The 13,025-nt window shown below is 70.8% G+C and carries 10 protein-coding genes; 1 reads left to right on the plus strand and 9 read right to left on the minus strand.

The window, feature by feature from the left end; genetic code table 11:
• Positions 1-126: 126 nt before the first annotated feature.
• Positions 127-1,977 carry a Na+/H+ antiporter gene (locus FDO65_RS04665; protein WP_240757546.1) on the plus strand — a complete coding sequence of 617 codons (1,851 nt, stop codon included), beginning with the start codon at positions 127-129 and terminating at the stop codon, positions 1,975-1,977.
• Here the strand turns inward: FDO65_RS04665 and FDO65_RS04670 are convergent.
• The 9 genes from FDO65_RS04670 to FDO65_RS04710 all read right to left on the minus strand — a co-directional run bounded on the left by FDO65_RS04670 (position 1,952) and on the right by FDO65_RS04710 (position 12,960).
• Positions 1,952-4,540, minus strand: a complete 2,589-nt coding sequence (locus FDO65_RS04670) for a putative Ig domain-containing protein (RefSeq protein WP_137448256.1) — start codon at positions 4,538-4,540, stop codon at positions 1,952-1,954. The genes FDO65_RS04665 and FDO65_RS04670 overlap by 26 nt on opposite strands.
• A gap of 227 nt (positions 4,541-4,767) precedes the next feature.
• Positions 4,768-5,136: a DUF427 domain-containing protein gene (locus FDO65_RS04675; RefSeq protein WP_137448257.1), complete on the minus strand. Its 369-nt coding sequence runs from the start codon at positions 5,134-5,136 to the stop codon at positions 4,768-4,770.
• 37 nt (positions 5,137-5,173) lie between these two features.
• Positions 5,174-5,620, minus strand: a complete 447-nt coding sequence (locus tag FDO65_RS04680) for a tetratricopeptide repeat protein (RefSeq protein WP_137448258.1) — start codon at positions 5,618-5,620, stop codon at positions 5,174-5,176.
• The gene (dapB, locus tag FDO65_RS04685) at positions 5,620-6,381 is read right to left on the minus strand and encodes a 4-hydroxy-tetrahydrodipicolinate reductase (protein ID WP_137448259.1); all 762 of its coding nucleotides are present in this window, start codon (positions 6,379-6,381) and stop codon (positions 5,620-5,622) included. Before dapB ends, FDO65_RS04680 begins: the two co-directional genes overlap by 1 nt.
• A gap of 86 nt (positions 6,382-6,467) precedes the next feature.
• Positions 6,468-7,892 carry a M16 family metallopeptidase gene (locus tag FDO65_RS04690; RefSeq protein ID WP_137448260.1) on the minus strand — a complete coding sequence of 475 codons (1,425 nt, stop codon included), beginning with the start codon at positions 7,890-7,892 and terminating at the stop codon, positions 6,468-6,470.
• 20 nt (positions 7,893-7,912) lie between these two features.
• The gene (locus tag FDO65_RS04695) at positions 7,913-10,144 is read right to left on the minus strand and encodes a polyribonucleotide nucleotidyltransferase (protein WP_137448261.1); all 2,232 of its coding nucleotides are present in this window, start codon (positions 10,142-10,144) and stop codon (positions 7,913-7,915) included.
• Between the two features lie 421 nt (positions 10,145-10,565).
• Positions 10,566-10,835: a 30S ribosomal protein S15 gene (gene rpsO / locus FDO65_RS04700; protein WP_137448262.1), complete on the minus strand. Its 270-nt coding sequence runs from the start codon at positions 10,833-10,835 to the stop codon at positions 10,566-10,568.
• Between the two features lie 146 nt (positions 10,836-10,981).
• Entirely contained in the window at positions 10,982-11,935 is a 954-nt protein-coding gene (locus tag FDO65_RS04705; RefSeq protein ID WP_166442030.1) for a DUF4436 family protein, read from the minus strand.
• A gap of 77 nt (positions 11,936-12,012) precedes the next feature.
• Positions 12,013-12,960 carry a bifunctional riboflavin kinase/FAD synthetase gene (locus tag FDO65_RS04710; protein ID WP_137448264.1) on the minus strand — a complete coding sequence of 316 codons (948 nt, stop codon included), beginning with the start codon at positions 12,958-12,960 and terminating at the stop codon, positions 12,013-12,015.
• Positions 12,961-13,025 lie beyond the last annotated feature (65 nt).

Raw genomic sequence — 13,025 nt, forward strand, 5'->3', positions numbered from 1 at the left:
GCCGGGGTGATGCCGCAACATCCGGACGGCGAACCGTCTGGGCGGGTCGATACCGGGCACTGTTCCTCCGTTCCGGCGGATGCACCGTGCCCCGCTCCCCATCCCAGTCAGGACCGTTCCTTGGAAGTGGTGCTCGCCGTCGTCGGTTTGGTGATCGGCGTGCTCGTCGTCACCGGTCTGGCGGACCGGTTCTCCCTGCCGGGGCCGATCCTGCTGCTGGTGACCGGCTTCGCGGTGTCGTTCGTCCCGGGGGTGCCGGGTTATGAGCTCACTCCCGACCTGGTGCTGTTCCTGCTGCTGCCGCCCCTGTTGTTCGCGGCGGCGCTGGAATCCTCGGCCGTGGCCATCCGCCAGCTGGTCCGGCCGATCGTGCAGCTCTCGGTCGGGCTGGTGCTGCTGACCGCATTCACCGTCGCCGTCGTGGTCACCGCGGTCGACCCCGGTGTCCCCTTCGCCGCCGCGCTCGCGCTGGGGGCGATCGTGGCCCCGCCGGACGCGGTCGCCGCGGTGGCCGTCGCCCGTCGGGTAGGGTTGCCGCGACGGCTGGTCACCGTGCTGGAGGGGGAATCGCTGTTCAACGACGCCACCTCACTGGTGACGTTGAAGGTGGCCATCGCCGCGATCGGCACGACGGCGGTCGGCTGGGGATCGGCCATCGGCGAATTCGCCTGGGCGGCGGTCGGCGGGGTGGCCCTGGGAGCGGGACTGGGCTGGCTGCTGTCGCTGATCCGTCGCCGGGTGCTGCACGCCGGGTTGGGTCCGGCCGGGACGTCGGCCCTGACGATCACGTCGTTGTCGCTGCTGTCCCCTTTCCTGGCCTATGCGCTCGGTGAGCTGGTGCACGCCTCGGGGATCCTGGTCGTCGTGGTGTCCGGGCTGGTGCTCGGTTTCCGGTCCCCCAGCGAGGTCCCGGCGGCGGTTCGGCTCACCGAGAACGCGACCTGGGCCGCGCTGCGGTTCGTCCTCGAGGGCGCCGTCTTCGCGCTCATCGGTCTGCAACTGCGCGGCATCCTCGGCGCCCTGGGCGAGGGCGAGTCGTCCGACCAGTCGACGTATCTGGTGATCGGGGCCGTGCTGCTCACCGTCATCGCGAGCCGGCCGATCTGGATCGCCCTGATCCACCTCGTCTCCCGACTCAGTTCCCGCCGCACCCCCATCACCTGGCCCGGGGTCGCCGCGGTGTCCTGGGCCGGGATGCGCGGGGTCGTCTCCCTCGCGGCCGCCCAGACCCTGCCGATGGACACCCCACACCGCGCCGTCCTGCTCGCGGCGACGGTCGCCGTGATCATCGGCACCCTGGTCCTGCAGGGCCTCAGCCTGCCGTGGGTGATCGGGCGGCTGGGGCTCTCGCGGGACTACAGCTCCGACGACGAACGGCAACGGGCCCAGGCGCACGCCCGGGCCAGCGCGGCCATGATGCAGCGCCTGGACGAGGTGTGCCGGGACGAGCACCTGTCTCCGCACCAGATCGATGCGCTCCGCCAGTGGGCCGCGGCCCGCGATTGGCGGAGTGGGGACGGCAGCGATCAGGACGATATCGAACGGTCCCGCGAGTTCGGGCGGCGGGTCGGCGAGCACACCGACTGGCGTCGGGCGCTGCTGGCGGTGGAACGCGCCGAGATCGTCGCCATGCGCAACGAGGGCGAACTGTCCGAGCCCGTGCTGCAGACCATGCAGTACGACCTGGACCTGGAAGAGACGTTGCTGGAGCGGCGCACCGAGGCCATCGACGGACACCTGGCCGAGCTGCCGTCCGAGCAGGACCCGGACCCGGACGCCGGTGTCCGGTCGGCCACCACCGGACGGACGGGCGCTCCCGAACGGCCGGTGACGGCGGCCGCGGAGGGCCTGACGGATTCCACGTCCGGATCGGTCCGCCAGAACCTTCCGGACGACGGCCCGTCCGACGCCGACCTGCAGGGCCGGACGCCGGACGAACCGTCGACCACGGTCAGGAGGTCATGGCCAGGTAGCTGAACCAGAACTTGCCCGGCCGGTCCACCGCGAATGTCAGCTGGACGGCCACCGTCGCGCCGGGCGCCAGCCCCTCCTCCGGCAGCGGCACCGTCAGCATCGACCCCAACCCCGCCCCGGTTCCCGAGGCGACCGACAGCCGCTGCACCGTCACCGGCTGACCGTTGACGACGATCTGCTGGGTCGGCGAGGACGGGTTGACCGGCCGCAGCCACGCCGTCTGACCGGTCACGCCGGACGGTACGGGAGCGTTCGGCTGGCTGAGCGTGTTGATCTGCAACGCCATCCGGTTCACCTGCCGCCCGGTGTTGTTCGTGATCACGCGGTTCACCACCAGCCGGGTGGCTCCCGACTGCTGCACGACGACGCGGTTCGGTTCCGCCGCAGCGCTCTTGGACGGGTCGAGCAATCCCGACGGCGCCGTCCGCGCACTCAGCAGCAGCGGGTTCGCGGTACCCACCGGCTGGGCGTTCCCGGCCACTGCCGGCAGCCCACCCACGGTGCCCCCGTCGGCCGAGACCAGCTGGAAGTCGCCGGCGTTCTGGCCGGTGTTCACCGGGCCGGCGAACGTGACGTTCCGGACCCACGCCGAAGCGGTCGGCACGTCGGCCGACATGTACGCCGGCAATGCCGTGCCCGAATGCGGGCCGGCGGCGGTCCCCACGGCGTCAAGAGTGGTGGCCGGGGTCTGGTTGTAGCCGTCGGCTGCCGTCAGGCTGACCCCTGGCCCGGACGCGAGGTTCACCGTCTGGTCGGCGACGGCCGCGTAGGCGCCTCCCTGACCAGCCACGACGAAACGTCGGCCCGGCTCGACCGAACCGGCCAATGCGGCGGTGGTGCCGCCCAGGGACAGCCGGACGGTGGAGACCGGGATGGCGGTCGACGTCGTGTTGGTGAACTCGACGAACCAGTCGGCGTTCTCCGCCGCGGACGGGTGGAACTTCGTGACGGTCAGCTGACCCGGGGTGGCCCGGGACTGGATGACTTGGGTGTACCTGTCGGACGCTGAGTACCGATCTGTCGACGACGGTAAATAGACCGCAGACAACTGGAACCCACCGAAACCGGGGAGAGTCCCCGTCCACGTCGCCGATCCGGACGACGACAGCGTGGAAGTGCCCAGGTCCGTTCGGGGAGTGCCATCGGTCGGATATGCGTACCAATGGATCTGGCCCGCAGCGCTGACCGGGTCGATCGTCGCGGTCAGGGTGACGGGCTGGCCGAAGGGTAGCTCGGTGCCCGCCGACGACTGCAGAGCCAGCGACGTGGGGATGCGCTCGACCAGCAGCTGATAGACCGCGTCCACCGACACTCCGGCCGAATCCGTCACCCGCAGGGCCACGTTCGGAACCTGCGAGGCGTTGGCCGTCGTCGGTCGGCCCGAGATGATGCCGGTCGACGCGTTCAGCGACAGGCCGGCCGGCAGCGTCCCCGACGCCACACTCCACGAATAGGGCGACTGACCGCCGGTGACCCCCAGCGTGACGGCGTAGTCGACGTCGACCCGGGCACGCGGCAGACTCGACGTCGTGATCGCGAGCGGGTTCCAGCGGGTGAGATCACTGTGCTGGTAGGTGCTACCGGCCAGAACGGTACCGTTCGACAGCACACCGAGACTGGTCGGGCCGGACGCGGGCGCCGCCATCGCCAGCGAGCCAGTCACCGTCAGGGACGCGGGCACACCCGGGACCACCGCGATCTTGTCCGGTGAGTACTGCGCGACGTAGAGCGTTCCCCCCGCGGACATCGCCAGGGCGGACGCCTTGACGGTGTTCGCCATCGGAATACTGCGCTCGTTGTCGAGGGTCGAGTCGTAGACCTTGACTCCGCTGCTCACGACATTGTTCGGGTCGTACCAGTACGCGACGTAGACCGTCCCGTCGGGACCGGCCAGGATGTCCCGTGGACCGGAACCGGTGGCGATGGTTTTGGTCACCGACGTACTCCCCGGGGCGATCATGGAGATGGTGTCCGGGCTGAAGTTGGACGTGTAGACGGTGTTGTCCGGTCCCACGGCGATGGCATTGGGGTTGGCGTCGGTGGGCAGTGGGATCGTCCGGGTGACGCTCCTGGCGTTCGGTGCGATGACCGACACCGTGGACTTGCCCTTGTTGACCACGTAGGCCGTGCCGTCGCTACCGAAGGCGATGTCGTAGGGCACGGCGTCGATAGGAAGCACGATCCGCTTGGTCCGCGTCAGAGTCGTCGTGTCGTAGACCGAGACGGTGCCGGCGTCGCCATTGGTCACCCACAGTTTGCCGTCGGGAGCGAATCCGATTCCCTGGGCTCCGGCGCCGACAGACACGATGCGCCCGAGCGTGGAGCCGTTCCCGGTGACCTCCTGGGCGAGCGAGCCGGAGGTGAACCAGGCAGTGTCACCGCTCGTGGCGATCGCTTTCGGGGCATTCGGCAGGGTGATCGAGCTGCCGACCTGATCGGCGGCGAACGCGGCGGGGGCGGCCACCACCGTCACGGCGAGCGCAGTGACGACGGCGGTCAGGGCGGCGGCCGCCCGCCGCCAGGGGGTGGGCCGGACGCGCCGGCGGGTCGACGACAGGATCAGCACAGGGTTCTCTCCCAGGATTCGCAGGTGGCGACTACTGAGAGTAGTTGCATACTTACGTTCCGGTATATCCTCCGCCGGCCTGATCGTCCGGACCCTTTCGCGAGCGCCGGAAGGCCGAACCCGACCCTGGGTGAGGAATCCACGCACCGACGGACCGTCGTTCCGTCGAACCCGGGTGAAAGTGCTTTTTCGCGACGATCAGCGACCGGAAGTGTGCTGTGTCCCGATCAGGGTCGGCCCGGCATGTCCATGTCCACCAGATCCGGGTAGAAGGCCACCAACCCGGCGATGGCCGCGACGGCCGGGTACGGATCGCGGTAGGTCCACACGGCGTTGGCGTGCACCTGCCCGTCCGGGAGGACCAGGTCGTAGTAGCTGGCGTCACCCTTGTACGGGCAGTGGGTGGTGTGCTCGGAGACGCGCAGCCGCGCCGGGTCGACGTCGGCCACCGGGATGTACGGCACGGCCGGGTAGTTCGACTCCTGCAGAACGACGGCACCGTCCGTGTCGGCGACGGGCACGTCCCCCGCAGTGACGACGACCCGGCCGCCGGCCGGGTGCAGGGTGATGGGGTGATCTGGTCCGGGGGTGAGCATGAGACCACGGTAGGCCGGTGACCGCCCGGGACGACAGTCAGCCGGTGGCCAGCTCGATGGCCTTGCGCATGGAGGACCGGGCCCGCTTGCGGTCCCCGGACAGGTCGTAGGCCTGGGCCAGCCGGTACCAGCCGCGCCAGTCCCCCGGCGCCGACTCGACCTTGATCTTCACGGTCTCGAAATACGCATCCGCCGCGTCCCGCTCGACCCGGCCGGACGGCCGCTTGGGCAGCTCCGGCGCCGCCGGCCACTCCGCGCCGTCACCCTCGGCGAGCCGGCGACCGAGCTGCTGGGTCTGCCAGCCGAACCGCAACTCCCAGGCGACCAGCACCACGCCGATGAGCGGCAGCAGCAGCACGCCGATGCCCAGCGCGACCCCCGCGGCCGACCCGGACCCGATGAGGGTGAAGGCCCGGTCCGCCAGCAGCACGAAGTAGAAAACGAGGACGGCGACCAGCACCGCCACGATGACGCGGACCCGCATCACTCCAGCCCGAGGACGGCGTCCAGGCCGACGGTCAGCCCTGGCCGGGACGGGACGGCGCGCACCGCAGCCAGCACGCCCGGCATGAACGACGAGCGGTGCAGCGAATCGTGACGAATGGTCAGCGTCTCGCCGGTGGTGCCGAACAGCACCTCCTGGTGGGCGACCAGGCCGGGCAGCCGAACGGAATGCACGTGCACGCCGTCGATCTGGGCCCCGCGGGCGCCGTCGGTCTCGTGGGTGGTGGCGTCGGGGACGTCACCGAGCCCGGCCTCGGTGCGGGCGGCACCGATGGCCCGGGCGGTCGCGACCGCCGTCCCGGACGGCGCGTCGGCCTTGCCGGCGTGGTGCAGCTCGACGATCTCCACCGACTCGAAGAAGCGGGCCGCCTCCCGGGCGAACCGGCCCAGCAGCACGGCCCCGATGGCGAAGTTCGGGGCCACGATGACGCCGAGCTCGGGCTTGGCCGCAAGCCAGTCCGTGATGGTGTCCAGCCGTTCGGCCGTCACCCCGGACGTGCCGACGACGACGTGGATGCCCTGGTCGAGGCAGAAGCGGACGTTGTCCATCACCACGTCGGGATGCGTCAGGTCCACGGCCACCTGCGCGCCGGCATCGGCCAGGGGGAACAACCATTCACCCCGGCCGCCGATGGCGGCGACGAGATCCAGATCGGCGGCGCCGTCGACCGCGGCGCACGCCTCGGTTCCCATCCGACCCCGCGCGCCGATCACCCCGACGCGCAGTGGCTCCTCGCTCATCCCACTTCCTCCAGTCCGTACTCAGATGTATGCCGGGCCCAGTGTGCGGGCGCCGTCAGGATGCGGTGGGACCGGGTCCGGACCGGTCAGCCGACCAGGCGGGTTACCTCGGGGGGCAGGTCCCGCGCTGCGGCGAACGGGCCGACGACGGCGGCCGATCGCGGACCCGACAGCAACCGGCCGGCCACGGCCCGCACCTGGTCGGCCGTGACCGCCGAGATCTCCGCCAGCTCGTCGTCGACCGACCGATAATCGCTGCGCACCAACAGGTTCTTGCCGATGCGACTCATCCGCGATTCGGTGTCCTCCAGGGCCAGGATCAGCGAGCCGGTCAACTGACCCTGCACGCGGCGCAGCTCGGTGTCGCTGACGCCGTGCTCCGCGACCTGCTCCAGCTCGGCCCCTATCAGGGTCGCCACGTCCCCCAGGTGCTCGGGCTGACACCCTGCGTAGACCGAGAACGACCCGACGTCGGCATAGGTGGACGTCCCCGCGTAGACCGAGTACGCCAGGCCCCGTTCTTCTCGGATCGATCGGAACAGTCGGGAACTCATCCCGCCGCCGAGCGCACCGGTCAGCACCGCCAGGGCCGCGCGGTCGTCGGCCCCCCGCGGGCCCGACCGCACCCCGACGGACAGGTGGACCTGCTCGATGTCACGTTCGAGCATGGCCAGCCGCGGGCCCGCTCCCGCTCCCGCTGACCGGCGGCGCACCGGCGAACCCGCACGGGGCGGGGCGGGGCGGATCAGATCGGCGCGGCCGTCGGCGATCGAGCGGTCCCGGGGAAGACCGGCCGCCGGGAACCGGCCGAGTGCGGCGCGGGCCCACCGGACGACGTCACCGTGCTCGACTCCACCGGCCACGGCCAGGACCATTTTGTCCGGCGTGTAGCGACGGCGGTAATACCCCGCGACCTGGGCGCGGGACATGGCGGCGATCGTCTCGTTGGTGCCGATCACCGGGTCCGCCACCGGATGCCCGGCGAACACGACGGCGGCGAACGCGTCGGCCAGGGTGTCCTCGGGATCGTCGTCGCGCATGGCGATCTCTTCGAGGATGACGCTGCGCTCGGTGTCGACGTCGACGGTCGCGATGACCGCGTCGAGCACCACCTCACTGACCAGCGACACCGCCATCTCGGCCTGCTGGGCCAGGACGCGGGCGTAGTAGCAGGTGTACTCGTGGGCGGTGAACGCGTTGAACTCACCGCCCACCGCGTCGAAGGCGTCGGCGATCTCGTACCCGGTGTGCGCGTGGGTGCCCTTGAACAGCAGGTGCTCCAGATAGTGCGAGGCACCGGCCAGCCGGGCGGTCTCGTCGACCGACCCGACGCCGACCCACACCCCCACCGACGCACTGCGGGCGCCGGGCACCGACTCGGTGACCACCCGCAGGCCGTTCGGCAGTTCGCTGACGGTCACCGCAGAGCCGTCGACCCCCCGTTCCAGCACGCGGGCACGCCGTGCCCCGCCGGCGGACCGGCGGGTGGAACGAGGGGTCGTCGTCACCATGACCTCAGAACGCGATCAGCTCAGGCGTCGGCCGCAGCGGTATCGGCGGCGCCGTTGCCGGCGGCCGCATCGTCGGCCTGGACCGGGACGAGGCTGATCTTGCCGCGGGCGTCGATCTCGACGATCTCGACCTGCAGCTTGCTGCCGACGTTGACGACGTCCTCGACCTTGGCGATCCGCTTGCCGCCACCGAGCTTGCTGATGTGCACCAGGCCGTCACGGCCGGGCAGCAGGGAGACGAACGCGCCGAACGCGGTGGTCTTGACCACGGTGCCCAGGAAGCGCTCGCCGACCTTCGGCAGCTGCGGGTTGGCGATGGCGTTGACCTTGTCGATCGCCGCCTGCACCGACGCACCGTCGGAACCGGAGACGAAGATCGTCCCGTCGTCCTCGATGGCGATGTCGGCACCGGTCTCCTCGGTGATCGAGTTGATCATCTTGCCCTTCGGCCCGATGACCTCGCCGATCTTGTCGACCGGGACCTTGATGGTGGTGATCCGCGGAGCGAACTCGCTCATCGGGTCCGGGGCGTCGATGGCCTCGTTCATCACCTCGAGGATGGCGAACCGGGCGTCCCGCGCCTGGACCAGCGCACCCCGCAGAACCTCGGAGGGGATGCCGTCGAGCTTGGTGTCCAGCTGCAGAGCGGTGACGAACTGCTTGGTGCCGGCGACCTTGAAGTCCATGTCGCCGAACGCGTCCTCGGCGCCCAGGATGTCAGTCAGCGCGACGTACTGGACGGCGTCGCCGTCGGTGCCCGTGGAGCCGGAGATCAGGCCCATGGCGATACCCGCGACCGGGGCCTTCAGCGGCACACCGGCGTTGAGCAGCGACAGGGTCGAGGCGCAGACCGACCCCATGGAGGTCGAGCCGTTGGAGCCGAGGGCCTCGGACACCTGGCGGATCGCGTAGGGGAACTCCTCGCGGTTCGGCAGCACGGGCAGCAGGGCCCGCTCGGCGAGAGCGCCGTGGCCGATCTCGCGCCGCTTCGGCGAACCGACCCGGCCGGTCTCACCGGTGGAGTACGGCGGGAAGTTGTAGTTGTGCATGTAGCGCTTGCGGTTGTCCGGGGACAGCGTGTCCAGCTGCTGCTCCATGCGGAGCATGTTCAGCGTGGTGACGCCCAGGATCTGGGTCTCGCCCCGCTCGAACAGCGCCGACCCGTGCACGCGCGGCAGGTAGCCGACCTCGGCACCCAGGGTGCGGATGTCGGTCAGGCCGCGGCCGTCGATGCGGACCTTGTCGGCCAGCACGCGCTGGCGGACCAGCTTCTTGGTGACCGAACGGAACGCGTTGCCGATCTCCGAGCCGCGCCCGGCGAACTGCTCGCCCAGCTGCTCGTAGACGGCGGCCTTGATCTCGTCCAGCTTGGACTCGCGCTCGGTCTTGCCGGCGATGGTCAGCGCCTCGGCGAGGCCGGCGGCCTTCGCGGCACTCTCGACAGCGTCGAACGCGTCGGCCTCGTACGGCGGGAACAGCGGGAACTCGGCGACCGGCTTGGCCGCGCGGGTGGCCAGCTCGGACTGGGCCTCGCACAGGGTGCGCAGGAACGGCTTGGCCGCCTCCAGCCCCTCGGCCACGATCTCCTCGGTCGGCGCGGTGCCGCCGCCGGCGACGAGCTCGAACGTCTTCTCGGTGGCCTCGGCCTCGACCATCATGATCGCGACGTCGTCACCGGCGATGCGGCCGGCCACGACCATGTCGAACGACGCGCGCTCGAGTTCGGAGTGCCGGGGGAAGGCCACCCACTGGTTGTCGATCAGCGCGACACGCACGCCGGCGACCGGGCCGGAGAACGGCAGCCCGGAGATCTGGGTGGACGCCGACGCGGCGTTGATCGCCAGCACGTCGTACAGGTCGTCCGGGTTCAGGGCCATGACGGTGATGACGACCTGGACCTCGTTGCGGAGCCCGTTGGTGAAGGTCGGGCGCAGCGGCCGGTCGATGAGCCGGCAGGTCAGGATGGCGTCCTCGGACGGACGACCCTCCCGACGGAAGAACGAACCGGGGATGCGCCCGGCGGCGTACATCCGCTCCTCGACGTCGATCGTGAGGGGGAAGAAGTCGAACTGCTCCTTCGGGTGCTTGCCGACGGAGGTGGCCGACAACAGCATCGTGTCGTCGTCCAGGTAGGCCGCGACGGACCCGGCGGCCTGCTGGGCCAGCCGACCGGTCTCGAAGCGGATGGTGCGGGTGCCGAACGCGCCGTTGTCCAGGACAGCGGTCGTGCTCGTGGCGGTGGGATCGGACATGGATCTCCTCTTGTGATGCTCGTTCGGTGCGCGCCGGTCGTCCTCGTGACGACGGCGCGGAGCAGCCCGGACACCGGGGCGAAGCGGGCCGCGGCGACCGGAATCAGGTTCTCGGGGGGCGTGGCCGGCCATCGATCGAAGCCGCCGGAACTGCCGACCCGTCCGGTGGACGGGGGGGTGTTCCGGGGGCCACTACCGAGGACCGGCCCGGGCTGCCGATTCCGGGTGGTCGCGAGGCGCGGGGCGCCGGTGCTGGACTGCAGGTGGTGCGGATGGTGCTGACTGCGCGGGACCGGTGGTGTCCCGCCCCCGTGATGGTCCCTGGTCCGGGGGCGGTTGGCTGACGAGGTTGCCTCGGCGAGTCGTGACCCGCCGGCGGCGCACGAAGGGCCGGACCCCCGGAGGGATCCGGCCCCAGGTACTAGCGGCGCAGGCCGAGCCGCTCGATCAACGCACGGTAGCGGTTGATGTCGACGGTCTGCAGGTAGCGCAGCAGGCGACGACGCTTGCCGACGAGGCCGAGCAGGCCACGGCGGGTGTGGTGGTCGTGCTTGTGCTGCTTGAGGTGCTCGGTGAGGTCCGAGATCCTCTTGCTGAGCATGGCGATCTGCGCCTCGGCCGAACCGGTGTCGGTCTCGTGCAGGCCGTACTCGCTCAGGATTTCTTTCTTCTGCTCAGTGGTCAGCGCCACAGGTGTTGCTCCTCGATGTGTCTGTCACGTGCACGTCCCGCTCCGCGCGAATTGCCGGGGGGAAGACGGTCACGGCCGCCACGGACTGCAGCCGGACCCAACGACGTAGCTTACCAGCGACACCCCGTGACCGGGACGGCGCGGGTCTAGCGGCCCCGGGGGTGCCGCAGGAAGGCCAGCACCGTGACGCCGATCCCGACGATCAGCGCGACCAGCACCCACAGCACGACGAGCACGTCGACCCAGGACCCCGCCGGCGGGTTCCCGGGGAAGAAGTTCCGTAGGGGCACGGTCGCGAACAACATGGCCGCCGCGTAGCTGAGGAAACCGGCCTCGAAGAGCCGTTCCTCCCGGTAGAGCGGAATGGCGACGGCCAGCAGCAGCACCGGCATCAGCACCATCACGAGCACGAGGACGCCGGCGAACAGCTTGATGGCCAGCGCCCGGGCGAAATGCAGGTGCACTCCGTCGGCCGCGGCGGCGGGGCTCAGCACGTCGCGGCTGATCGTCCCACCCTCCCCGCTCCACCCCTGGACGACGCCGTCGACCACCACCGCCATCACCGGGTACTCCGTCGCGCCACCGGCTGCGGCCGTGGCCTGCGCGGCGACGATCACGTCGGTGTCGTAGGCATCGAACGGCCAGTTCTCGATGTCCCCGGTGAGGGGCACCGTGACGGTGCGGCTGTCCGGCAGGCGGCCGGCCGAGAAGGTCAGCGACGCACCCCCGGCCGGCAGCACCTCGATCTCCAGATCCCGCCCCAGGACGCCCTTGTCGTTCAGCAGGGCGGTGTCGACCACATCGACCTCGACCTGCAGGGTCATCCGGGGCGTCGCCGCGTCCACGGCCAGCGGGGTGAGGGTGACCACCACGTCCGCGCCCTGGACCCGGGGGGAGCTGTAGTTGGCGTCGATCGCCCGGCTGTCGGCGGCGTAGGCGACCGAGACGAGCACGTAGGCCACGACGGCGACCGCCGCCCCGACCCCCCACCACACCCGCCAGCGGCGGGCCAACGGCAACCGGCGCAAAGGGTCGGGGGCCGCTGGTGCGTCGACTGGGGGGCCGTCCGTGGCGGTCGCAACGGGCTGCTGGTCGGTCACGCTCCGTATTCTGGTCGACCGGGTCCGTCCCTGGTGCGGAATGCCCCGATCCGATGAACGGCGGGCACCGGCCGACGTCAGGACTCGGCGGCGAGAATGGCCCGGCTGCGGGCCACGTCCTTGTCGATCTGGGCGATGAGCGCCTCGACCGAGTCGTACCGTTCGTTGCCGCGCAGGCGCTCGACGAACTCGAAACCCACCCGGCGGCCGTAGAAGTTGCCGCCCTCGTCCATCACGAACGCCTCCACCGTGCGCACCTTCCCCGAGAACGTCGGGTTGGTGCCGATGGAAATGGCCGCCGGCGACCGCCGGGTGCCCAGGACGAACCAGCCGGCGTAGATGCCGTCGGCCGGGATGGCCGCGTACGGCTCGGCGTCCAGGTTGGCCGTCGGGTAGCCGAGTTCACTGCCCCCACGCCCCTCGCCGTGGACGACGAACCCCTCCACCCGGTGCGGCCGGCCGAGTGCGGCCGTCGCCGCCCGCATGTCCCCCGCCGCGACGCACGACCGCACGTAGGTCGAGGAGATGGCCACGTCCGGCGCCGTCCCCGATCCCGGCACGATGCCGACACCGTGCGCGCTGAACCCGAAACGCGGCCCCAGCTGCCGCAGCAGCTCCACCGAGCCGCTGCCCCGGTGCCCGAAGCGGAAGTTCTCCCCCACCACCACGGCGTCGGCGTGCAACCGGTCGACGATGACGTCGTGCACGAACTCCTCGGCCGAGATCTGCGAGACGGCCGGCGTGAACGGCAGGACCAGGAACGCGTCGACGCCGAGCTCGGCGACCAGATCGGCCCGGCGGCGCAGGGTGGTGAGCATCGCCGGGTGACTCCCGGGCCGGACGACCTCGGCCGGGTGCGGGTCGAAGGTCATCAGCACGGTCGGCACGTCCCGTTCCCGGGCCAGCTCGATGGCCTCCCGGATCAGCGCCTGATGACCGCGGTGCACCCCGTCGAAGACGCCGATCGTCAGCACGCAGCGACCCCAACCGGGGGGTATCTCGTCCAGGCCGCGCCAGCGTTCCACTGCACACTCCGGGGTCGTCGGGATCCGCCGGTGCGGATCGCTCCGCGCCCAGACTGCCACGTCCG

Origin of the sequence: Nakamurella flava (assembly GCF_005298075.1) — a bacterium.
Classification (GTDB): Bacteria; Actinomycetota; Actinomycetes; order Mycobacteriales; family Nakamurellaceae; genus Nakamurella; species Nakamurella flava.

Bases quoted from the DNA above. Each gene is read 5' to 3' on its own strand.
- FDO65_RS04690 (WP_137448260.1), bottom strand. From the start codon at position 7,892: ATGGTGACGACGACCCCTCGTTCCACCCGCCGGTCCGCCGGCGGGGCA.
- FDO65_RS04695 (WP_137448261.1), bottom strand. From the start codon at position 10,144: ATGTCCGATCCCACCGCCACGAGCACGACCGCTGTCCTGGACAACGGC.
- dapB (WP_137448259.1), bottom strand. From the start codon at position 6,381: ATGAGCGAGGAGCCACTGCGCGTCGGGGTGATCGGCGCGCGGGGTCGG.
- FDO65_RS04680 (WP_137448258.1), bottom strand. From the start codon at position 5,620: ATGCGGGTCCGCGTCATCGTGGCGGTGCTGGTCGCCGTCCTCGTTTTC.
- FDO65_RS04675 (WP_137448257.1), bottom strand. From the start codon at position 5,136: ATGCTCACCCCCGGACCAGATCACCCCATCACCCTGCACCCGGCCGGC.